Raw genomic sequence first — 21028 nt, 5'->3', positions numbered from 1 at the left:
AAAGTTATTGCGAAAAATTTATGCTATCGAGTAATTGTCGGAATTCATCAAAAGTATATTGTGTTCCACGATCAGAATGAAATAATACTCCTTCAGGATGTCCACGTAAATTATATGCTTTAAGCAGAGTATTCAGATACTAATTTTGTATTTTGCCTTGAATTCACATTCCACGCAATTACTTTTCGCAAAATAAATCATGGTTGGTTTTGACGCGCAAATATTGCAGGTAATGTACCTCGACAAGCCTATGAAAAATCACGGTCTTATTCAGGCGGTGTGCAGGACAAATCGAACTTATGACGGGAAAACGCACGGCCTTGTAGTAGATTATGTCGGAGTGTTCGATAATGCAGCAGAGTCTCTAAAATTTGATGAGTCGGAAATGAAATCTGTAATACAAAATATCGAGGAAGTGAATAATCAAATTCCTGATCTCGTGAAAAAATGTATGGATTATTTTCCCGGTGTTGACATAAATATTTTTGGCTTGAGTGGACTCGAACTGGCGCAAAAATTTTTATATGATAATAACAAGAAAGACTCATTTGGGGCGGATTATAGAGTCTTGAATCGTGCATGGGATTATGTCTCTCCTGATAAATTTCTTTTGCAGTATGAGAAAACTTATTGCTGGCTTAGTCGTGTGTATGCGTCAGTAAGGCCGTCTGCGGGAGAAATTAAGACTAATGATGAAATTTTGACTCTTGACGGTTATGTGGGTGAGGGATCAAGGACGAAGAAATATTCAATATATCAAGCAATATTATTAAGTAAGAGTGAATAGCTATAAAATAGCCATGTTCACCCTTTCTCACTCTCAATTATAACTGCCGCAGTTTGATTCTCCTCACATAATGCGCAACCGTCGGACTTAACACAAAACCGAGACTCAATCCTGAAAGCGAATATAAACAATTTAACGCATTAACCTGCACAAATTCAATATTCCCCAGATAAAGCCCCGTTATTACATAAAAGAATAAATCACCCGGCACTAATGGAATTATTGACGGATAAGCAAAATATGTAGAAGGCTGATGACGCGCAAAAGCAAAAAATTCCGCATACAACGCAGCAACTAGCGCCGAAAGAGTCATATACAGCAGTCTACTGAAATTAAACGGTGCCAGCAAAATTAAAGCAATTCGAGTCAACCCTCCGCCGAGTCCCGCAAGCCATAAATCTTTTACCGGAATCTGAAACACTATCGCGAACCCAATCGACGCAAAATAAGACAGCACAATCAATAAATAATTATTCACGTGTGAAGCGTCAATCGGCCTCATCATGACAAAACCTTTGAAGACTACCAGCGCAATATATACTCCCAGCATTAAGGCCATTGTCTCAATAAAAATTTTAAGCATTTGCAATATGCCGTTATTCTCGTGTCCGCAAAGTAAATTTCTCATCGCATTAACTAACGGGATTCCGGGAATTACTATCATTGAGACCGTGATTAATATTACCGCTAAATTATCGCCCAGACCTGAATACACAAATAATATCGCAAATGACGCAGCAATAAACATAATTAAAATATTCATGACGATTCTATCTAGGCCACTTCTCTCGAAATAATTTAACAAGTAATGAATTATCACAGTAACGCAGATAACCGGCAGCAAATCTAAAAAATTTCCTCCGAATATAAAGCTCAAACTTGACATAGCTATAATACGGCCAAGAATTATTATAGAGTCTGAATATTCTTTAACGGTCATTGCCCGCGATAACATTTGAGATAAAGTTTTAGGGTTGGGCTTAATTTCTGCGACTTTGTATGATAATTGATTCAGAGTCCTTAATCTCTCTAAGTGAATGCCCGCAGGAGGTATTGAAACTTGTCTTGCTGCATAATGGCCGTCTGAGTCGCTCGCACTCACTGAAATATGAGAACTCAATAAAAATATGCTCACGTCCTGTAAATTATAGGTCTTGCAGATAAATTTTACGGCCAGATAAACGCGTTCAAGATTTGCACCTGATACGATTAATTGCCGGCTTAGATTCACGCAGAAGGTTAGAATTTCTTCAAGCATTATATATCCTCCCATAAAAAAATAACGGCGCATGATTCTATCACACGCCGCGAAAAAATTTTAGCCTCCGTAAGTTAATTTCACTATTGCAGTAGTAACAGGCGGACAGAACGTCAACAACAACAATAACGCAACTAACAGCAAATAAAACGGTATTGCTTCCTTCATGAAAGTTTTTGTCTTGCAGCCCGTAACAGAGCACGTTACAAACATTAATGTACCCATAGGCGGAGAAAGTGCACCGATAGCGTTATTGAATATGTAAATCATAGCAAATTGAATTTCATCAATGCCGTACTGTCTCGCAATGGGAGCTAATAACGGAACTAATACAATCATTGTAGCGTTACCCTCGATGAACATTCCGACTATAAGCACAAAAATATTTACTGCAATCAAGAACGCATATTTATTCGGACAAATTGACACGATAAATTCTGTTAATTGCTGGGGGATTCTTTCTTTCGTCAACACCCACGAGAAAACAGAAGCAGCTGATACGATTAACATGATTCCGCCCGTTGTCGAGACAGTTTCTTTGCAGGCTTGTATAATTCCTTTAATGCTCAATTCGCCGTAAATGAGACCTAATATTATCGCGTAAAGTATTGCAATTGCTCCGGCCTCTGTTGCTGTGAAGACTCCGAGTCTTATTCCTCCAATTATAATTACCGGCAAGCACAAAGGCAGTAAAGCGGGCTTAAGGTGAGTCCAAAATTCGCCCCACGTCAATGCACGATTACGAATCGGCAAATATCCGCGTTTCTTAGAGATAAAGTGTACTAGAATCATCATCGCAATACACAACGAGCCGCCGACAGTTATTCCCGACATGAATAATTTTCCGATCGAGACATCAGCAATGCACCCGTAAAGAATCATAGCGATCCCCGGCGGTATTAACGGCGTAATCATTGCGCTTGCTGCCGTAACAACCGAGCTGAACTCCTTAGAAAATCCCTGCTTCTCCATTTCAGGAACTAACATTTTTGCTTCCATTGCTGCATCGGCCAAGTTCGAACCCGATAAACCGCCCATTAAAGTCGATAACAAAACATTGACCTGCGCGAGTCCTCCGGGCATTCGTCCTGTTATAGCTGAACAGAAATTCATGATTCGATTCGTAACACCTGAATAATTCATAAATGTTCCTGCACAGACAAAGAAGGGAATCGCTAATAATGAGGGACTCTCCGTGCCTGTTACAGCTTTCTGGCCGAAAATTATTTGATTGATTCCGGGATTGAGCAGGAAGTAAATTAATGAGCCGCCGAAAACTGACACGAAAACAGGAACCTTCAAGAACAGCAACACTAACATCATTACAGCCGAGATTCCTAAAACTGTATTTGTGCCTAATGCCTTGCCCCATGATTCAAGAAAAGGCTTGATCCATTGAATATTTACGCCGACTAACAAGACAGCCGCCGCAAGAATTACTACAGGAATCGGACGCTTCAAGACGAGCAATAAAACAACGAGAGTCGCTGCTCCTGCAATACTGAGACTTAATGCGTTAATCATCGCTTTCTGCCTCCTTTGCGGGGATTTCTATAGATTTCGTGAACAAAGGCGCATATTTCGAGACAAAATAACTAACTATCATCAACCCGCATCCATAAGGAGCAACGCCGTAAATGTAAATATATGGGATTCTCAAAATAGGAGTCGGCCTCCCTGAACGCCCGAAAACCTGCGCGATATAAGCCTGTGATTTTGTGAGCAGAAATACAAGCACGAACAAAACTATTAAGTCAATCACATAGCCCATAAATTTTTGTAATTTTTCGGGTAAAGCGTCTACTAACATTTCTATTGCGACATGACTCCCCGTCCTGAATGCCACGCTGGCACCCATATAAATTAGCCATACTTGACAGAACGCAGAAATTTCTTCCTGCCACAAAATAGGATCGTTCATTACATAACGTTTGAAGACTCCAACGCTCGTAATCAGAGTCAAAATTATCAAAGCCGTTGAAGCAATTATTAAATCAAGATTGCATAAAATTTTTATAAGCGGATTGGCTTTCTTCATGTAAATAATTTCACCTCGCAGAAAAAATAAAAAATGGGAACAAACCTTTTCGGCTCATTCCCGGAAAATAAATTTGCTATTTCATTGCTGCTTTGACTCGCTCATAAAGTCCGTCAGACCATTTAAATGTAGCACCTAATTTGTAGAAGTCCTGAGCCTTTGTTCTGAAGCCCTCTAAAACTTTTTCATCAGGAACTACGACCGTTACGCCCTCGTTCTTCATGAGTCCTAAATAATAATCATTTGCCTTTGCCTGAAGTTCGTTGTTGTAGACTCCTGCTTCGTAGCCTGTTTCAACAAGTGCTTTCTGCTGTTCAGGTGTGAGTCCGTCAAACCACATTGATGAGCAGATCCAGTTTGTGAAGTTCAACACGTGGCCGTCAAGAATTAAATATTTTGCGACTTCATGATGTTTGCGTCCGTAAAGAGTGCTTAAAGGATTCTCGCCGCCGTCAATAGTTCCCTGCTGTAACGCTGTGTAGACATCGCCGAGACTCATTCCGACGGGTGTTGCTCCTAAGACCTCAAAACCTTTTGTCTGAATCTGATTTGTAGGGACTCGAATCTGCAAGCCTTTAAGATCATCAACTGTTTTAACGGGCTTAGTTGTGAGTGTATGGCGTTCACCGTATGCCCAGTTAGCTGCGACGACTTTAATTCCCATTTCGTTAAGTTTTGCACATTGTTCTTTCCACCAGTCGGACTGAATCAATTTCCAGCATTCATCCCAGTTAGCAAACAGGAACGGCCCGAAAACTATTCCCATATCTGGCACGCCGTAATCTGCAAAAAATGCACCGTCAGCAAGCGTCATAACAGGTTCGCCTAGTAACATTTGATCAATTAAATCTGTCTTGTTGCCGAGCTGTGAGTCGGGGAAAAGTTCAATAGTTAATCCTGTGTTGCGTGCTGCAAGTAATTCTTTCCATTTCTGGAGACCCTGCCCGACCGGTTCTGTGATTGAGTTCTCAAATCCGATCTGCAAGACAGCATCAGCATACGCGCCCGACACGAGCAAAGCTGTTAAAACGAGAGCTGCAAAAAGTTTCTTCATAGTAAATAGTGCCTCCTGAATAAAAAATTTTGTGAACCCGTAAAAATCCGGGATTCAATCCACTGTTAAAACTTTATAATTTCTTGCTGACTCAACCGCGTTAATTAGTGCCTCGTCAGAAATATTTTTGTCGCGTAATATAACTTCTGTAAATTTTGCTTTGACATTCACAGATTCAACACCTTTAATTTTCATGAGTGAGTCAGAAATTTTCTTAGAGTCAGACTCGTTATTGATTCCGGCGATATATAAAACTTTGTAGTCGATTCGTTCAATCTTGAAAATAACCGGCCTTGTTCCGTCGTTGCAGCAAGCTATCATGATTCTTTCGTCATTAGTCCAGTTGCGCATAATTGAACCGCCCTGAAGTGCCACATAAATATAACGGCTTATGCAGTCCCACGCCTCCGCACATTGAGTCCCGTTGCCCTCGCGCCAGAAGTCGTCTTTATCGTCATAACGTTCAAATATAAATTCGTCGCCGACATTATAGAATGGACACATGCCCGACTCGGGATCTGCTAAATATTTCGTCTGCAAATCGTGATAACATTTTTTATCAATTACAGTAACGCGGCATTTGTGCTGCAAAGTTTATAGCCTCCTGAGTAAATTAATTTTTATGGAATAACGCGAAGTATTATAGCAAAATTTATGTGCTGCAAAATGAGTCGAATCGCGCAAAAAAATCATGATATAATCAAGCAAATTTACAAGAAAGGACTCTTGACAAATGCGAAATAATTCGCTAACCTCAGACAGACAGACAGTTATTATGCTCTATCAAAGGTGTCATAAAAAGTAATTTTCCGCTTATATTCAAATTTTTAAAGTATATTAACGCTATTAAGTCTCGCATATTATATTATTTCTCTGCCTTGAGTCGTGGTATACCTTTTGCAATAAAGTACGGTTTAAGAAATTTATTTATCAGAGATGTAATTTTCACAAAATGTTACGCACGTTTTAAAGGCGTGTCAATAATAGCAAATAATTGGGGAGATGACATTAATAAATACTTCTTTGAGTTTGTATCGAATAAAAAAATGGCTGTAATGCCATCTAACGCAGAATTACCGTTCAGAATAACATATTATTCGCTAATAGGCAGCACATTATCTCACATGAATAACTGCATTATATACGGCACTGGATTAATGACAGAATCAAGCAAATTACACGGCAGACCTAAGAAAATAATCAGCGTAAGAGGTCCGCTCACTCGTAAAGCTCTAATATCTAAGGGGTATAGCTGTCCTGAACATTACGGAGACCCTGCATTATTACTTCCGTTGTTCTACAAGCCGGATATGACGAAAAAATATAATTTATCAATTATTCCTAATGAGGGATCATACTGGAAATTTAATCCGGTAATTGAAGAATTAATCAACGAGTACGGCTGCAATTTAATAAATATGACAAAATACGAAAAATGGACCGATATTATAGATGCTATTGCAGAAAGTAAATTTATAATTTCCGAGTCACTTCACGGTTTAATTGTAGCAGAAACGTATAATATTCCATCTGTATGGGTTGAATTTACCGACCATAAAAATTTTAATGATGATTGGGGATTCAAATTCAGAGATTTTTACGAGTCAATAGGCAAATATAATATGCAAAGTATAAAACTTTATGAAGGATTCGATTTTGAATCACTGATAAAATTAAAAGAGTTATGGCAACGAGGCAATATAAATTATGAGACACTTTTAAAATATTTCCCGTTCGAGATAAAATCAAAATTTTTCCCCTCACACTAAATTATGAGGGGAGATACATTAAATATTTGCTTCTATCCAAGATTTAAGCTCCGGCCCCGATTGAAAGCCTACATTACGCGCCGTAACTTTGCCTTCTTTGAGAATCATTAAATTTGGAATGCTCATAACACGCAATTTTTTAGCGAGTCCGGGATTCTCTTCTGCGTCGGCATTGAAAAATTCAACTTTTCCGGCAAAATCGGGAGACTCTGACAACTCTTCAACTACGGGAGCAATCATCTTGCAGGGCCCGCACCATGTCGCAGAAATATCGAGAAATGCAACTTTTGCGGCGTTAAGTTCTTCTGCGTTGTCGCCTGTGATAACTTTTACTGCCATGATAAAGACTCCTTCACGTTAAAGCAATGACGCGGCGCACTCTTCAACTTTTGCCATATCAGTTGTAGGTTCAAAGCGCTTTACGACATTTCCGGATCTGTCAACGATAAATTTCGTGAAGTTCCATTTGATGTCGGGCTTCTTGGCAAAATCGGGATCTGCTTTTCCGAGCATGTCATTAAGAATCGGCGTTAATTTATTGTCAGAGTCAAAGCCTTCAAACCCTTTTTGACTCTTCAGGAATGTATACAGCTTTAATTCATTTGCGCCGTTAACGTCTGATTTCTTGAATTGGTCATATTTTGTATTGAAGTGAAGCGAGCAGAACGTGTGAATCTCTTCATCAGTGCCGGGAGCTTGGCCGCCGAATTGATTGCAGGGGATGTCGATAATTTCGAGTCCTTTGTCGTGATATTTCTCGTACATTGACTCTAATTGCTCATATTGAGGGGTGAATCCGCAGCCGGTTGCAGTGTTGACGATTACTAAAACTTTGCCCTTGAAGGTCGAGAGTGATACTTCTTTGCCGTCAGTTGTGTAGACGGAATAATCGTAAATTGTGCTCATTGTAAAAATTTCCTCCGTGCGAATGAATTTATTTATATTATAGCAATATAGTCAAATTTAAAATTGTCCGCGCCATTCACCAGACCAACGGCTTCTCAAGCGGCGTTTTCTGAATTGATTCCAGCGGCCTTTAATTCGTATAATTCGTTCGATAGGTGAACGCTTGAAGAAATTTTTTATGCGCCCGATTATATTCCATTTTGAGACATTAGGAATTTTGGGAGTATTATATTTCTCGTTGTGCCTGCGTTCGTATTCGGGATTAGGTTTCATGAGGTCGTCAATTTCTTCGCGGGTTAAGTCATGAAATTCAGTAAACTCAGTAGGAAGAATCATAAATTTATCGAGTTTAGCGATTGAATCATCAAATTTCATCTGACGTTTTTGAAGGTGGATATATAAATATTCTTGAGTTCTTGCCGGATCACCGTAGAGAGCGAGTCCCGTTATAGTGCCCTTATCCCATACGAAAGCCGGCAAATTTTCGCTCAACATTCCATATCTATAGCAATAAAACGGTTCCCAACGTTCGTATAAATCTGCGCAGTCTACGCTGTCAAATTGCCTGTTGTGGCCCCCCCCCCTACCGCAAAATTACTGAATAAATTTTCTGTTAAAGCACTCTCCTCAATATACATAAGGAATGGAACTTTATAAACGTCTCTGTATGAAATATTGTAGTTTGGTAATTTGTGCAACACGAAATTATTAATCTTGTCAGTATTTCTATAAATTGTGAGGTGCCCACGCTGATAAATTCTGTCATAATTATCAAGAATATAATCAGTAATAAATTTGCTCATATCTCCCCAAATTATATCCGGGTCAACATGTCCCCAAAATTCGTAATCCTGCAAATAGTCATGAAAAACTAATCCGTAAAGAGGCTTATAATCGCATAATTTATATGGACTTTCCAGTACGAATTTAAAATCTAAATATTGCCCGATTCGCGATTTTATATCGTCAAAAGTCGATTCGAAAAAGTGTACATTTTCAGGAATCTCATAGCAGGAATAATCAGCGTCAGTAAACACAAAGAAGTCAAATTTTTTGTTATATCCCGCTGTCTTAAGCCACAACGGAAAATAATTCGGGAATTTGCCGTAATAGGGCAGTATCAGCGCAACTGAATGTTTCTTTACCATGAAAAATTTTACCTCCGTGCGAATGAATTTATTTAATTATATATCATTATCCATAAACAAAGGCTTAATTATTCCAAATTTAGTATATAGGCGCAAAATAATTTTAATGAGTTTGCCGCGAGTGTCAAAGCTAAAAAATTTCTTGATGTAGTACTTAATATTTTTCTTGTGAGCTGAATCATATGCGGGATCGGGCTTAATAAATTCTTGTATTTCTTCCTGCGTGAGTTCATGATCCTTCACAAATTCATTTGGAATAATCATAAAGCTGTTATCATGTTCAAGATTGGGAGTAAATTTCATTACGCGTTTCTGAAGATGTACATATAAATATTCTTTGTCATTGCCGGTTTCGCCGTTGAGAGAGAGTCCTAATAATTTGCCGTTTTTCCACCTGAAGGCCGGGACGAACTCATAAGGTATAACATTAGAACTTATAAATTTACAACACATAAAGCGTTTATATTGCTGTGAAATATCTGCAAAATCTAATCGGTAATATTGCCCCCCCCCGTATCAGCAAAAATACTGAATAATTTTTCGTTCATAAAGTGTGCGACATTTTCATCAAGTGCTATATCAGCATTAGTCTTATAAATTGCTTTGTATGAAATAATGCAACCCGGTAATTTGTGCAGCACAAAATTATTTATCTTGTCAGTATTACGATAAATAGTCAAATGTCCGTGTCTGTAAAATTTGTCGTAGTTGTCAAGAATTTCCGGTGTAATAAATTTGCTCATATCTCCCCAAATTATATCCGGGTCAACATGTCCCCAAAATTCGTAATCCTGCAAATAATCATGAAAAACTAATCCGTAAAGAGGCTTATAATCGCAAAGTTTATAAGGCGCATCCAGCACGAAATCAAAATCTAAATGCGGTCTGACTCGCGCTCTTATGTCTTCAAGAGTTGATTCAAAAAAGTGTACATTTTCGGGAATCTCATAGCAGGAATAATCAGCGTCAGTAAATACAAAGAAGTCAAATTTTTTGTTATATCCCGCTGTCTTAAGCCACAACGGAAAATAATTCGGGAATTTGCCGTAATAGGGCATTATCAAAGCTACTGAATGTTTCTTTACCATAATTGCCTCCTCTTACAATAAATCCCCGCAAGTTAAACGCTCACGGGGAGAAATTTTTTCGTCTTCATTAAGCCGGTGAACAGATTTGAACTGTTGACCTGCGCATTACGAGTGCGCTGCTCTACCACTGAGCCACACCGGCAATGTATACAACGATTAAAGATTTTATCAGCTCACGAAAAATTTTACAAGTCTATATTTTGCGCTTCATTAACGGTAACGCAAGCACAACAGCAAATAAGCCCGCAAATGCATTGCACCCGCTTGAAGAACCGCCGCCGCCCCCAGTAGGAGGATTATAGCCCTCGCCGTTCTCATATAAATAACTGTAATCCGAATCATAATTTACATAATCGTCATAAGCTGTGCCTTCTGTGCCTGTGGTCGGGATAGTATGACTTGCTTGATATTCCATTGAGGCCGCTAAATCAAATATTAAATCTTTCGTGGTATTTCCGCGTAAAATTGCTGTTTTTATCTGATAGGCCGTGAGATTCGAATTTGCAGCTTTCAAGAGTGCCGCCCCTCCTGCTACAAAAGGTGATGCCATTGATGTCCCGCTGTCTGTATCGAGTGTAGGAGAATTTAACGAATCCTGCAAAACTGTGCTGAGAATATCAACTCCCGGAGCTGCAATATCTGCGCCATTGTTGCTCCATGACGCAAGAGCCCCCGTTTTATCATGTGCAGAGACAGAGAGAAAATTATTTAATCCAGTGAACGAAGCCGGATAAACATATTCATAAGTAGTTGTAGCCTTTCCGACGGTGTTGCTGTTATTGCCTGCTGCTGAAACTATTACGGTTTTATTTGTCTGGTCGAGTTCCTTTAATGCACGCCATAAAGGATGTGAGATCAAATTTTCATGAGTGGGCGCAATGTTCTGATACCATTCGAGCGACATATTTAACGACGCAACATTATAGCCCTCGTTCACAAGCTGCGTTATATATTCAATTCCTGACATAATATCAATAAGAGTTCCATCGCCGTTTGAATTAACAGCCTTGACAGCAATTAATTTTACGTTCCAGTTTACGCCGGTTATACCGATTCCGTTATTGCCTCTTGCGCCGATAATGCCTGCGACGTGTGAGCCGTGCCCGTTGTCATCAAGTGCGTTTGCTGTCGAACCTGTTATGACGTTCACGCTTAAATCTTTATCGACATTAGCTGCTAAATCGTGATTATTCCAGTCTATTCCGGTATCAATTATTGCGACGTAAACATCATTGCTGCCCGTTGTAGTATTCCACGCTAAAGGAGCATTTATATAATTAAGTCCCCAGCAATCGCCGTATCTTGGATCGTCAGGAGTCCTCGCAATATGAACTATATAATTAGGACATGCCGCAATTACTTCGGGATTCGCAAGAAGTTCGGCCGCAAATTCTTCGGGATTCTTTGTGTCAGAGTGAAGGACAGCAAATAAATTATTTCCGTTCACTGATAAATTATCATATTTTCTTGTAACGCGCGCATTTACCCCCGACGCAAAAGACTCAAGCCTCATAGCATGAACGCCGGAAGTTCGCACAGATGAAGTGCTGACTCTTGATTCGCCAGGTTTAAGCACTACAATTACATCACCAGCCGTGAATTTTTCTGCATAAGCGCACCCGGTCAACGCAATTAATAAGCAGATTGACAGTAAAAATTTTTTCATGTTCGTATAGTCCTCCTGTAAATTAATAAATACTTTCACGCGAATTATATAACAAGATTCTTAATTTTACGGATTATAGAAATTTAACATGTATGACATTATCGCAGCCCTATGCAATTAATTTATCGCGCGAATATCGTTCGTTCTGCCCACCCAGTCCAGCTCGCAAGCTCGCAAAAACGCAGATTAGCTGCATTTTTCCACCCGGATTGAAGGGGTAGCGCGAATAGGCAAAAGTTTTTACAGGTATTAAAGTATGTTTGCTATATAATTAATTCAATTACGAGAAAAATTTTTATGAAGGAGGAAATAAATTTTGCACGAAAATATTTTAATCATCAACTGCGGTTCACAATTCACGCAATTAATAGCGCGCCGACTCCGTGAAATGAAGATTCACAGCGTCATTCTTAATTGGGACGTGAAAGCCTCTGACGTTATGAAGCTGGCTCCCAAAGGAATAATAATTTCAGGAGGCCCCGACAGCGTTAACGATCCTGACGCAATCACAATAGATCCCGAAATTTTGAGCGCCGGTTGTCCTGTGCTGGGGATTTGCTACGGTATGCAATTATTGACGAAATTAACGGGCGGTCAAGTTACTTCCGGAAAATCGCAGGAGTACGGAGTCACAAGCATAATAAAATCTTGCGAGTCTAAATTATTAGCTGATAAAAACGAGTTCAACGCACTAATGAGTCACGGCGACAACGTTTGCGGGCTTCCAAATGGCTTTATTGCGACATCAAAGACTAAAAGCGGCGTTATTGCTTCAATAGAGAATCGCGAGAAAAATTTTTACGGGCTGCAATTTCATCCGGAAGTAATACACACTGAAACGGGAAATGAAATATTAAATAATTTTGCGTTCAAGATTTGCAAGTGTTCAGGCGATTGGGATTTAAGCGACTGGGTCAATGCAGCAATAAATAATATCCGCGAAAACGTGAAAGACTCAAAAGTTGTCTGCGGGCTTTCCGGAGGAGTTGACTCGAGCGTCTCTGCTGTGCTTGTTAATAAAGCAATCGGCGAAAATCTTTACTGCGTGTTCGTAAATCATGGCTTAATGCGCTTAAATGAGCCTGAACAAGTCATGAACTCATATAAATCAATGGGCTTGAATGTAATTTATGTTGACGCGTCAGAAAAATTCTTGAACGAACTTAAAGGCGTTACAGATCCCGAAAAAAAACGGCACATAATCGGCCGTCTATTTATTGAAGTATTCGAGGAGGAAGCAAAAAAAATTTCCGGCGTTGAATGGCTCTTGCAGGGGACAATTTATCCCGATGTAATAGAAAGCGGCAGTAAAAAAGGTGCAGCACTCATAAAATCTCATCACAATGTCGGCGGACTCCCAGAAAAAATGAATCTCAAATTATTAGAACCTCTGCGCGATTTGTTCAAAGACGAAGTAAGAGCACTCGGAAAAATTATCAATATGCCAGAGTCAATTATAAACCGTCAGCCGTTTCCGGGGCCGGGGCTTGCTGTTCGTTGTCTGGGAGAAATCACGAAAGAAAGACTCGATAAATTACGCTTGGCCGACTCTATTTTCCGTGAAGAGTTAAAGAATGCAGGATTATATAACGACATTTGGCAGGCGTTCTGCGTGTTGTTACCCGTGAAATCAGTCGGAGTAATGGGAGATAGCCGCACATATAATGAAGTCGTCGCATTAAGGGCGATTCATTCACAGGACGCAATGACAGCAGAATTTTGCAGAATAGATTATGACGTTCTCGACAAAGTAGCAAAAAGAATCTGCAACGAGGTTAGAGGCCTTAACCGCGTAGTACTTGATGTAACGTCAAAGCCGCCTGCAACTATAGAATGGGAATAAATTTTATTGCATTCCTGTGCCGTGAGTGGCGTTAAGTCTATTCACGATCTCATTCATCGTAGGATTGTAATTATCGCTGCTCTGTACATTATTAGCAGGAACATTAGGCGGGGGGACTTTATCATTAGTGATGGTCTCTCCGTTTTTGTTGTCAGATTGATTTGATTCAGCTTTTGCAGATGGCTGGCCGAATGAAGCTAAAAAATTTAGTCCGTTGATTCTCAATGTAACGCCGTCTTTAGTGATTCTTGTAACTCTCGCATTAAGTGATGGAATCTTTCCGCCCTGACGAATTATTAAACCTTTTGCATTATTTGTGTCGATAACTGCCCGCCGGTCTTTACCTGCGATTAAGACTGCTTTAACTGTAACTTGCAAAGGATCTGACGTTCCCGGAATTGTAACAACATCGCTGCTTGCTGGACTTGCTGATTTTTCCGGTGCTTTGTCGGGTGCTGTGTCTGCTAAATAATTTGCGTCATCGTTGAATAATCTGCGGTTCATGTTGTTAATTGACTCTGCTAAAATTTTCCCGCCGTGCCTCATTGCGATAACGCCTTGAATGTGGTCTGCAAGATCTCCGATTCCGCCGTCATTGTGAGGGATTACAGGATTGTCCGAATAAAAAGAGTCTTGATGAAGATTTGCAATACTTATAGATCTGTAATAGCTGTAAACCGCCCAGAATATTCCCATTGCTAGAACGGAAAAAAATAGAAGTCTTATGACCTTAGAAGGCTCGTCGATTCTGACTCCTGTCAAGCATTCCCATAAAATCGTAAAATTTTGGCTGATTTTCTTCATGTTAATATGCCGTCAACGTTACATTTGCGATAATAAATAATGCCGGTGCTGATGGATCCTTCATAAATTTTACAGCGGTAATTTTTCCGGCCTGAGGCATCGCGCGCCAGTCTGCCAAGCAATTCACAAAACTGTAGTAGCCGCCTCTTAATACAATAGTTACAGTTTTCTGGCTCTGAGTCGTCGTTAAAATATTGATCCCGTTATCATTTGCTGCCTTCCTGACGTACGAATAAAATTCTACAATATCTGAAGCGGGTTTAATTGCGTCGAGATTGAGTCCCTTGAGCTTTTCGAGATTTGTCTGCATTGCTGAGAGATTATCTATTTCTGTTACGATATTTAAGCGTTCGTATTCTGTAGTGTCGTATTCATCGCGCAGCACATTCAATTTGTGAACGTGCCACCATACTATAATACTTATAACAGTGCATAAAACTATTAAGACTCCTGCAAGCATAAAAATTTCTTTCTCGTCGTAATTCTCATTCATGATTTATTATTCCTCTCTGTGAGCAATACCGATTATAGCAGTAATTGATTTTATCGGCGACATCATGAGCGAACGTGTTACAGATAGGCCTATACGCTTTGACGCATTAAGAATCGTGATAATATCTTCTATAACTGACATGCTTAAATCACCGTAGCCGGGGCTGAATCGTGAAGTCAAATGCTCGCCCTTATGCAATCCCGGAACAATTTGCGATTTAATAAACTCATCGCAGAAAGAATCAGCCATTACTGACGCACAAGAATCAAGCGCAAGACCGTCAAGCATATTTTTTTGCTGGGCTATATTAATTTGCCGGTCAACTTCAGAACCAAGAGTCACAGCAAGCAAATAGCATTCATTAGAACGTGAAGTCAAACGCGCTATATTCTGACTGTAAATATATGCTCCTGCAAGTTCGATTCCTCCGTCAAAATGCACAATCGGAAAGCGTCCCCACACAAAACGGGGCATAACAAAATTTTCAAGCCTCGTGAACGCCTCCCGAACTGTATTTATTAGCTCGTCATTATGAGAATCGGGCGGGACTCTCATGTAACGCAATGCATCAATAATTAATTTATCGCTGACCGTAAAGAGCATAACGTTTTGTATATAACACCGAACGAATGCCGGCATCGATCCTTCTGACTGTATCGGCCTGATTCATCGTGTAAAGGTGAATCCCGTCAACTCCGCGCGCTAACAAGTCTACAATTTGATCTATTGCGTAGGCGATTCCGGCTTCCTTTACTGCTCCGGCGTGATGTCCGTATGCATTGACGAATCTTCTGACTCTTTCGGGAACAGTAGCACCGCACATTTCTACAACTTTAGGAATCTGACTCGCTGCTGTGATGGGCATTATTCCGGCGATTATCGGCTGAGTTACACCAATTGCGCGCGCTCTATCTCTCCAACGCTCGAAAATGTCATTGTCAAAGAATAACTGTGAGATTAAAGCCTTCACGCCTAAATCGCATTTTTCTTTCAGGTGTATTAAATCCTCGTCAACTGAATTTGCTTCCGGGTGCTTTTCGGGGTAACAGGCCGCAAAAATGTCAAAGTGGTCGCCAAATTCCTGTTTGATGAACGCAATTAATTCTGACGCATGATGAAATTCGCCGAGTTCTGCGCCTTCTTTGAGATCACCTCTTAAAGCTAATACATTTTTTACGTTATTGGCCTTAAGCTGCGTTAAAATTTCGCGTATATTTTCTTTTGTGCTGCCTACACACGTTAAATGCGCGACTCCGCAGACTTTATATTTATTCTGAATGCCTGAAGTAATTTCTACTGTGTTGTCGCGGCTTGTACCTCCTGCACCGTAAGTAACGCTTATTAAATCGGGATTGAAGCTCACAAGATTATCAATTACCGCGTAAGTTCCTGCAGTGCTTGCATTACCCTTAGGCGGAAAAATTTCGTAAGTGTAGCTCGGCAAAAGTTTATCAAAAAAGTTATTCATATTTTATTTGCTCTCTCTCGTGAAAATTTCAAGTATTATAATACACATTTTTATTTGCTTTGAGCCAGGAGCCATTTTCTTAGAGTCTCAATTTTATAGACGTAATCAAATGAGCTCATATGCTCGGAATATTTTGCGCCTGCGTCTATCTCGTCGGGTAAAGTAGTTCCGGCCTTCAACGTTATAAAATTATGTGCCTGCTTTGAGTCAATTTCCGAGTCAAAATTTTTAGCGTCAACGTTGCAATAATGAGTGAAATTTACTCCCGAATCCCTGAAAAATTTTATGACTTCCGCTTGACCCGTTGAGGCTTTATCGTCGCCCATTGAAGCAGCATAAATAAATTTCTGAGTCCTCAAGCCTTCAAGTCTGCTAATATCCCATTGCCCCGACACAAATAAACAGGCCGTGAATAAATCTTGATATTTCGACGCTAATAATAAAAACGTCATGCAGCCCATTGACTGGCCAGTCGCATAAACCCGCGAAGAATCGAGATTATATTTTTTCACAGCTGAACGAATAAATTTTGCGGTTAATTCTACATAGTCAGACACGACAAAAGCTCCGTGATCGTCAAGCAGAACATCATTATAAAACGGGACAATTACGACGCAGTTATATTTACACCAGACCAGACCGCCGCAGCCCTGTTTTAGTGAATATTGCGCACCCTTCTTGACTGAGCTTGCATCGGCAATAAAGAATACAACCGGAAATTTTTTATCGGGTGAATAATCTTCAGGGAAATAAATATTATATTCGAGCGTCAAATTTGATGACTCGTCAGTGAATTTCTGAATCGTGAATTTGTCAGCGTAATTATTTATTAAGTCCTGCAAAAATTTATCGCCGGTTTTATCGACATGATATAAATTTGCAGCATTTGCCGGCATTGCAAGAACAGCGAGCATTAATAACGCAATAAAAATTTTAGCTTTCATTGTTGGGCTTACCGTCTTTCCTGTCTTCTTCCCACGTGATAAACGAGTGATAAAACACTTCATCATTATCATCAATTCCGCGAGTAATTTCTGTTACGTGAATGTGTGTAGCGTGGACTTGTTCGAGGACGTAATTTACTGCCAACATCGGTTCAGTATGAGCACCGCACGTGTAAATGTCTAAAGCCATATAATTTGCTTCGGGCCAAGTGTGTACGGACAAATGAGACTCGCTGATGACAACTACTCCGCTGACTCCATTGGGCGGAAATCTGTTAAACGAAACCGACCAGACTTGCGCATGAGCACGCCTTGCCGCCTCTGTCAGGATCTCCTGCAGCTTTGAAACTTTAGTGATAGTGTCATCACAGCCAGAAACTTCGACGATATAATGAACACCCTTAGGGGACAAAGTGAATCAGCCTCCTGCAATAAAATAATAATGATAAATCAGAGAAATTTTATCACAATGAGACAAAAATTAGAATTTGCGCGATATTTTCCGGGTGGGGAGGGGGGCAAGGGGGACGGGCTTTAGGGGGTCCCCCTCGTAGAATCATAAAAAATTTTTGCTGCAATATGTGAGAATTTAACTATAATAACAGAATAACCTACCTCGAATTTAAATGCTTGCGTAAAAACTATTCCAGCGCGCGGTAAAAATCGAATCTGTTCTCTTCATTATGGAAACCGTGCCCCTCGTTGTCCTTCACGAGATAAACTACATCTTTGCCGGCCTTCCTGACTGCTTCAACAATTTGATCTGACTCGGCTTTATTCACTCGCGGATCGTTTGCACCTTGAGCGACTAATAACGGGATTCTTATTTTATCAGCGTGAAAAACGGGCGATACTTCTTCAAGCAATTTTTTATCTTTCACGGGATCGCCGATCATTTCATATTCCATCTCGATAAAGGGCTTCCAATACGGCGGTATACTCTCTAAGAGCGTGAAAATATTTGACGGCCCTACATAACTTATTGCGCAAGTGTATAAATCCGGCGTAAAAGCTGCCCCGGCGAGTGCTGCATAACCTCCGTAGCTGCCTCCGTAAATTGCAAGTCTTGATTTATCTGCTATGCCCTGATTGACTGCCCATAAAACCGCGTCTGTTAAATCATCCTGCATTTTTCGTCCCCATTCTTTAAAGCCTGACTGCCAGAAATTTTTTCCGTAACCTGTTGAACCTCGATAATTAACTTGCAGGACTGCTATACCCCTATTCGCTAAAAATTGAGCCTCTGAGTCAAATCCCCAGCAATCGCGAGCACTTGGCCCCCCATGAGGAATTATCACAAGCGGCAAATCTTTAGAGTCAACTCCGACGGGAAGAGTCAAATATCCGTGAATCAATAAATTATCGCGCGTCCTAAATTCTATTGCTGACATAGGAGCCATATTTTTTTCTTCAAGCCACGGGGACAAATCAGCAAGTTTTGAGATTGAATTATCTTGACGGTCAAATAAATAATAAGTTCCGCGCGTTTTATCACTATAAGTGCGTGCTATTACTTTGCGTTCGTCGTCATCCATGTCCGTAACGCTGACTTCATAATTTGGGAAAAATTTTTCAAGAGAGTTTTGCAGTTCTTCTCTATCAGCGTCAAAAAATTTGTAGTGCCTTCTATCTGTAACATAAACGATTCCGGTAATAATTTTGCGTTTCTTAGAGTGCATTAATCCCCCTGTGTCGACTTCCGGATGTTCAAAGATTAAATCAAGCGTTTTGTTTGCTTCAGGGTCAAATTTATAAATTGCTGTCTTGTCGCTGCTTAAATTGCTTGATACGTACATGAATTTATTATCATAATCGAACATAATCGGCGTAAATTCTTCTTTGAAATTTGTAGTGATTAGAGTCTTGAAATTATCGCTCTCGTTCGTTCTGTATAGAAAACTTGTATTGACTCCGTCGGTTTGCATGGCAGCGCGTAATTTTCCGTCATGATCAGTCATCCAGCCTGTAATATTTCCGGGGTTCTCAGCAATTAGAGTCAATTCGCCCGTGTTTATGTCGCACCTGTAAACGTCAAAAACTTCCGGGTTTCGTTGATTCATATCTATAAGCATGTGATTAGGGTCGTCTTCTAAGTCATCAAGAATCCCTGCGCGGACTTTCTCGAACGGCGTTAAGTCTTTAGGCTCTGCACCGGTTATATCAGTTATATATACGTGAAAATTTTCATCACCGCCGGAATCTTGCGCGTAAATAATTTTCTCGTTACCCTTCCAGAAAAAACCGGCTATATCGCGTTCAGTGGCTGAAGTTATGCGCTTTTCCGTGCCAGTCGCTAAATCTTTGATGTAAACGTTCATTCTATGCTGCCAAGGCTTGGCAAATGCGAGTCTTTTACCATCGGGAGAAATTGCAAACGCTGCTGTGTCTGGATTCCTGAAAAAATCTTCCATAGGCAGTAACGGCGGAACGGCAGCAAATACAACAGCAATAGGACATAAGCACAATAAAATTAGCGCAAAAAATAATATTCTCATCATTTGAGCGAGACTCCTTTCATGAAATTTTTATTGATTGTATCACGTAATAATTAAATTTTTGTGCAAGATAATTTTTTCTCGTGTTTAATAACTTGGTATATGCTTATATTTTTATTTTTCCAGTGCGTTAATATTTCTTGCTTGTAAATTTCGCAGTTCTCATTGTAGCCGAGATAAATTGCTTTTATTGCCGGAGTCATGTCGCGTTTAGATTCTCCGTCAACGTTGAAATAATCTAAGTGTGTGCCGTCATCACGAATCGGAATCACAAGCCGCCATTCTTGCTCGTTCTGATATTTAACGGGCTTTATTAGCGTATGACCATAACCGAGACAGACTAATTTTGCAGCGGACTCAATTGTATTATATTTGACAAAATCTATAACGGCCTTCATTGCTTCAGTACTGTCATAGTGATTATCGTCATATAATATCGGCAGGAAAGCTAAATTATCGGGTCTAAAATTTTCGTCGTTGACCTCGTATTCAATGCAAAAGCCGTGTCCTTTATCGCCGAAATTTATATCTTCCCACATGCTGTAATCGAGAGGACCTGCGGAAGTGAAACAGCCGGCTTTTATTTTTCCCTGTAAAGAGTCTTTATATTCTTGCATGATTTTTTTGCATTGTGGCATAGCTGATCGAATGCGCTTTTTACTATATTCAGGATACATATAGCTAATTACTTCCTCATCGTTAAAATATACTCTACAGTCGTTGTTATCGTTTTTGCTGAATGCGTTAGGAACAGAAAATTTGCAGATACCGTTTAGATCTTCGCGCCGGTGCGAGGTGTCTAATTTTCTGAATCTATAAATTCTATCAGGCAAAATTAATTTTTTCGCAATGTCTGACGCTTTAATAAATGGCGACTCGATTAAATTTCTGTATTCTTGCTTTGTTAGCCCGTAAGTTTCTATCATTATGTAACACCTCTGAATAATTATTATATTATTGGAGTCGATAGCGCGTAAGTGTATTAATTCTCCCGAAATAATTTATCACACAAATAAATTCTTCCTGATCACACGCTATGACGAGCAAAAAATTTTACAAGTCTACATATCACTAGCAGCAAATTATTTTTCCCATACAAAAATTTATCACACAAATAAATTCTTCCTGACTACGTATTATAACAAGCAAAAAATTTTACAAGTCTACACATCACCAGCAGCAAATTATTTTTCCCATACAAAAATTTATCACACAAATAATTTCTTCCTGATCACACGCTATGACGAGCAAAAAATTTTACAAGTCT

The 21028-nt window shown here is 39.8% G+C and carries 24 protein-coding genes and 1 tRNA gene; 4 read left to right on the top strand and 21 right to left on the bottom strand.

Annotated features, from left to right (window positions below):
* Positions 1 to 199: 199 nt before the first annotated feature.
* Positions 200 to 787 carry a type I restriction endonuclease subunit R gene (locus tag IJT21_00310; protein MBQ7576690.1) on the top strand — a complete coding sequence of 196 codons (588 nt, stop codon included), beginning with the start codon at positions 200 to 202 and terminating at the stop codon, positions 785 to 787.
* Positions 788 to 824: 37 nt separating this feature from the next.
* Here the strand turns inward: IJT21_00310 and IJT21_00305 are convergent, their stop codons facing one another.
* The 5 genes from IJT21_00305 to IJT21_00285 all read right to left on the bottom strand — a co-directional run bounded on the left by IJT21_00305 (position 825) and on the right by IJT21_00285 (position 5728).
* Positions 825 to 2045, bottom strand: coding sequence for a threonine/serine exporter family protein (locus IJT21_00305; protein MBQ7576689.1), 1221 nt, complete (start codon positions 2043 to 2045; stop codon positions 825 to 827).
* Positions 2046 to 2105: 60 nt separating this feature from the next.
* Positions 2106 to 3368 (bottom strand): TRAP transporter large permease, encoded by a 1263-nt coding sequence (locus IJT21_00300; protein MBQ7576688.1) that lies wholly within the window; start codon positions 3366 to 3368, stop codon positions 2106 to 2108.
* Positions 3369 to 3561: 193 nt separating this feature from the next.
* Positions 3562 to 4083 (bottom strand): TRAP transporter small permease, encoded by a 522-nt coding sequence (locus IJT21_00295; GenBank protein MBQ7576687.1) that lies wholly within the window; start codon positions 4081 to 4083, stop codon positions 3562 to 3564.
* Positions 4084 to 4159: 76 nt separating this feature from the next.
* Entirely contained in the window at positions 4160 to 5137 is a 978-nt protein-coding gene (locus IJT21_00290) for a C4-dicarboxylate TRAP transporter substrate-binding protein (GenBank protein MBQ7576686.1), read from the bottom strand.
* Between the two features lie 54 nt (positions 5138 to 5191).
* On the bottom strand, positions 5192 to 5728 hold the full coding sequence (locus tag IJT21_00285) for a TIGR04076 family protein (protein MBQ7576685.1): 537 nt from the start codon (positions 5726 to 5728) through the stop codon (positions 5192 to 5194).
* A gap of 383 nt (positions 5729 to 6111) precedes the next feature.
* Here IJT21_00285 and IJT21_00280 point away from each other — a divergent pair, with 383 nt between their 5' ends.
* Complete coding sequence (locus IJT21_00280; GenBank protein MBQ7576684.1) at positions 6112 to 6906, top strand: polysaccharide pyruvyl transferase family protein; 795 nt, start codon at positions 6112 to 6114, stop codon at positions 6904 to 6906.
* A gap of 18 nt (positions 6907 to 6924) precedes the next feature.
* Here the strand turns inward: IJT21_00280 and IJT21_00275 are convergent, their stop codons facing one another.
* The 8 genes from IJT21_00275 to IJT21_00240 all read right to left on the bottom strand — a co-directional run bounded on the left by IJT21_00275 (position 6925) and on the right by IJT21_00240 (position 11714).
* Complete coding sequence (locus IJT21_00275; GenBank protein MBQ7576683.1) at positions 6925 to 7245, bottom strand: thioredoxin family protein; 321 nt, start codon at positions 7243 to 7245, stop codon at positions 6925 to 6927.
* 18 nt (positions 7246 to 7263) lie between these two features.
* Complete coding sequence (locus IJT21_00270) at positions 7264 to 7812, bottom strand: glutathione peroxidase (GenBank protein MBQ7576682.1); 549 nt, start codon at positions 7810 to 7812, stop codon at positions 7264 to 7266.
* Between the two features lie 57 nt (positions 7813 to 7869).
* Positions 7870 to 8292 carry a hypothetical protein gene (locus tag IJT21_00265; protein ID MBQ7576681.1) on the bottom strand — a complete coding sequence of 141 codons (423 nt, stop codon included), beginning with the start codon at positions 8290 to 8292 and terminating at the stop codon, positions 7870 to 7872.
* A 68-nt stretch (positions 8293 to 8360) separates the two neighbouring features.
* Positions 8361 to 8960, bottom strand: a complete 600-nt coding sequence (locus IJT21_00260; protein ID MBQ7576680.1) for a hypothetical protein — start codon at positions 8958 to 8960, stop codon at positions 8361 to 8363.
* A 36-nt stretch (positions 8961 to 8996) separates the two neighbouring features.
* Positions 8997 to 9413, bottom strand: a complete 417-nt coding sequence (locus tag IJT21_00255) for a hypothetical protein (GenBank protein MBQ7576679.1) — start codon at positions 9411 to 9413, stop codon at positions 8997 to 8999.
* A 35-nt stretch (positions 9414 to 9448) separates the two neighbouring features.
* Complete coding sequence (locus IJT21_00250; GenBank protein ID MBQ7576678.1) at positions 9449 to 10048, bottom strand: hypothetical protein; 600 nt, start codon at positions 10046 to 10048, stop codon at positions 9449 to 9451.
* Between the two features lie 70 nt (positions 10049 to 10118).
* Positions 10119 to 10190 (bottom strand) — tRNA-Thr (locus IJT21_00245).
* 51 nt (positions 10191 to 10241) lie between these two features.
* Positions 10242 to 11714, bottom strand: a complete 1473-nt coding sequence (locus tag IJT21_00240; protein ID MBQ7576677.1) for a S8 family serine peptidase — start codon at positions 11712 to 11714, stop codon at positions 10242 to 10244.
* A gap of 313 nt (positions 11715 to 12027) precedes the next feature.
* Between IJT21_00240 and guaA the strand changes: the two genes are divergently transcribed.
* On the top strand, positions 12028 to 13557 hold the full coding sequence (gene guaA / locus IJT21_00235) for a glutamine-hydrolyzing GMP synthase (GenBank protein MBQ7576676.1): 1530 nt from the start codon (positions 12028 to 12030) through the stop codon (positions 13555 to 13557).
* Positions 13558 to 13560: 3 nt separating this feature from the next.
* Here guaA and IJT21_00230 read toward each other — a convergent pair whose 3' ends face one another.
* The 8 genes from IJT21_00230 to IJT21_00195 form a co-directional block, all read right to left on the bottom strand.
* Entirely contained in the window at positions 13561 to 14361 is an 801-nt protein-coding gene (locus IJT21_00230; GenBank protein MBQ7576675.1) for a hypothetical protein, read from the bottom strand.
* Between the two features lies 1 nt (position 14362).
* Positions 14363 to 14854 (bottom strand): hypothetical protein, encoded by a 492-nt coding sequence (locus IJT21_00225; protein MBQ7576674.1) that lies wholly within the window; start codon positions 14852 to 14854, stop codon positions 14363 to 14365.
* Positions 14855 to 14860: 6 nt separating this feature from the next.
* Positions 14861 to 15493, bottom strand: coding sequence for a methionine synthase (locus IJT21_00220; protein ID MBQ7576673.1), 633 nt, complete (start codon positions 15491 to 15493; stop codon positions 14861 to 14863).
* The gene (gene metF, locus IJT21_00215) at positions 15435 to 16322 is read right to left on the bottom strand and encodes a methylenetetrahydrofolate reductase [NAD(P)H] (protein MBQ7576672.1); all 888 of its coding nucleotides are present in this window, start codon (positions 16320 to 16322) and stop codon (positions 15435 to 15437) included. Before metF ends, IJT21_00220 begins: the two co-directional genes overlap by 59 nt.
* 50 nt (positions 16323 to 16372) lie before the next feature.
* Complete coding sequence (locus IJT21_00210) at positions 16373 to 17266, bottom strand: hypothetical protein (protein ID MBQ7576671.1); 894 nt, start codon at positions 17264 to 17266, stop codon at positions 16373 to 16375.
* Entirely contained in the window at positions 17256 to 17678 is a 423-nt protein-coding gene (locus tag IJT21_00205) for an adenosylmethionine decarboxylase (protein MBQ7576670.1), read from the bottom strand. The genes IJT21_00210 and IJT21_00205 overlap by 11 nt, the downstream gene beginning before the upstream one ends.
* Positions 17679 to 17907: 229 nt before the next feature.
* Positions 17908 to 19764 carry a S9 family peptidase gene (locus IJT21_00200; GenBank protein ID MBQ7576669.1) on the bottom strand — a complete coding sequence of 619 codons (1857 nt, stop codon included), beginning with the start codon at positions 19762 to 19764 and terminating at the stop codon, positions 17908 to 17910.
* Positions 19765 to 19814: 50 nt separating this feature from the next.
* Entirely contained in the window at positions 19815 to 20687 is an 873-nt protein-coding gene (locus IJT21_00195; GenBank protein ID MBQ7576668.1) for a DUF2971 domain-containing protein, read from the bottom strand.
* A 31-nt stretch (positions 20688 to 20718) separates the two neighbouring features.
* Here IJT21_00195 and IJT21_00190 point away from each other — a divergent pair.
* The coding region (locus tag IJT21_00190) for a hypothetical protein (protein ID MBQ7576667.1) at positions 20719 to 21028 on the top strand (310 nt) is incomplete at its 3' end.

Source organism: Synergistaceae bacterium, assembly GCA_017443945.1.
GTDB lineage: Bacteria > Synergistota > Synergistia > Synergistales > Aminobacteriaceae > JAFUXM01.
Note: the sequence above shows the minus strand (reverse complement) of the source record. Positions and strands in the feature narration are given on the sequence as shown.

Coding starts and splice junctions, on each gene's coding strand:
- IJT21_00305 (MBQ7576689.1), bottom strand. CDS start 2,045: ATGCTTGAAGAAATTCTAACCTTCTGCGTGAATCTAAGCCGGCAATTA.
- IJT21_00240 (MBQ7576677.1), bottom strand. CDS start 11,714: ATGAAAAAATTTTTACTGTCAATCTGCTTATTAATTGCGTTGACCGGG.
- IJT21_00250 (MBQ7576678.1), bottom strand. CDS start 10,048: ATGGTAAAGAAACATTCAGTAGCTTTGATAATGCCCTATTACGGCAAA.
- IJT21_00270 (MBQ7576682.1), bottom strand. CDS start 7,812: ATGAGCACAATTTACGATTATTCCGTCTACACAACTGACGGCAAAGAA.
- IJT21_00255 (MBQ7576679.1), bottom strand. CDS start 9,413: ATGTGTTGTAAATTTATAAGTTCTAATGTTATACCTTATGAGTTCGTC.
- IJT21_00210 (MBQ7576671.1), bottom strand. CDS start 17,266: ATGAAAGCTAAAATTTTTATTGCGTTATTAATGCTCGCTGTTCTTGCA.
- IJT21_00275 (MBQ7576683.1), bottom strand. CDS start 7,245: ATGGCAGTAAAAGTTATCACAGGCGACAACGCAGAAGAACTTAACGCC.
- metF (MBQ7576672.1), bottom strand. CDS start 16,322: ATGAATAACTTTTTTGATAAACTTTTGCCGAGCTACACTTACGAAATT.
- IJT21_00310 (MBQ7576690.1), top strand. CDS start 200: ATGGTTGGTTTTGACGCGCAAATATTGCAGGTAATGTACCTCGACAAG.
- IJT21_00225 (MBQ7576674.1), bottom strand. CDS start 14,854: ATGAATGAGAATTACGACGAGAAAGAAATTTTTATGCTTGCAGGAGTC.
- IJT21_00220 (MBQ7576673.1), bottom strand. CDS start 15,493: ATGCCGGCATTCGTTCGGTGTTATATACAAAACGTTATGCTCTTTACG.
- IJT21_00230 (MBQ7576675.1), bottom strand. CDS start 14,361: ATGAAGAAAATCAGCCAAAATTTTACGATTTTATGGGAATGCTTGACA.
- IJT21_00295 (MBQ7576687.1), bottom strand. CDS start 4,083: ATGAAGAAAGCCAATCCGCTTATAAAAATTTTATGCAATCTTGATTTA.
- IJT21_00300 (MBQ7576688.1), bottom strand. CDS start 3,368: ATGATGTTAGTGTTGCTGTTCTTGAAGGTTCCTGTTTTCGTGTCAGTT.
- IJT21_00195 (MBQ7576668.1), bottom strand. CDS start 20,687: ATGATAGAAACTTACGGGCTAACAAAGCAAGAATACAGAAATTTAATC.
- IJT21_00290 (MBQ7576686.1), bottom strand. CDS start 5,137: ATGAAGAAACTTTTTGCAGCTCTCGTTTTAACAGCTTTGCTCGTGTCG.
- IJT21_00260 (MBQ7576680.1), bottom strand. CDS start 8,960: ATGGTAAAGAAACATTCAGTTGCGCTGATACTGCCCTATTACGGCAAA.
- IJT21_00200 (MBQ7576669.1), bottom strand. CDS start 19,764: ATGATGAGAATATTATTTTTTGCGCTAATTTTATTGTGCTTATGTCCT.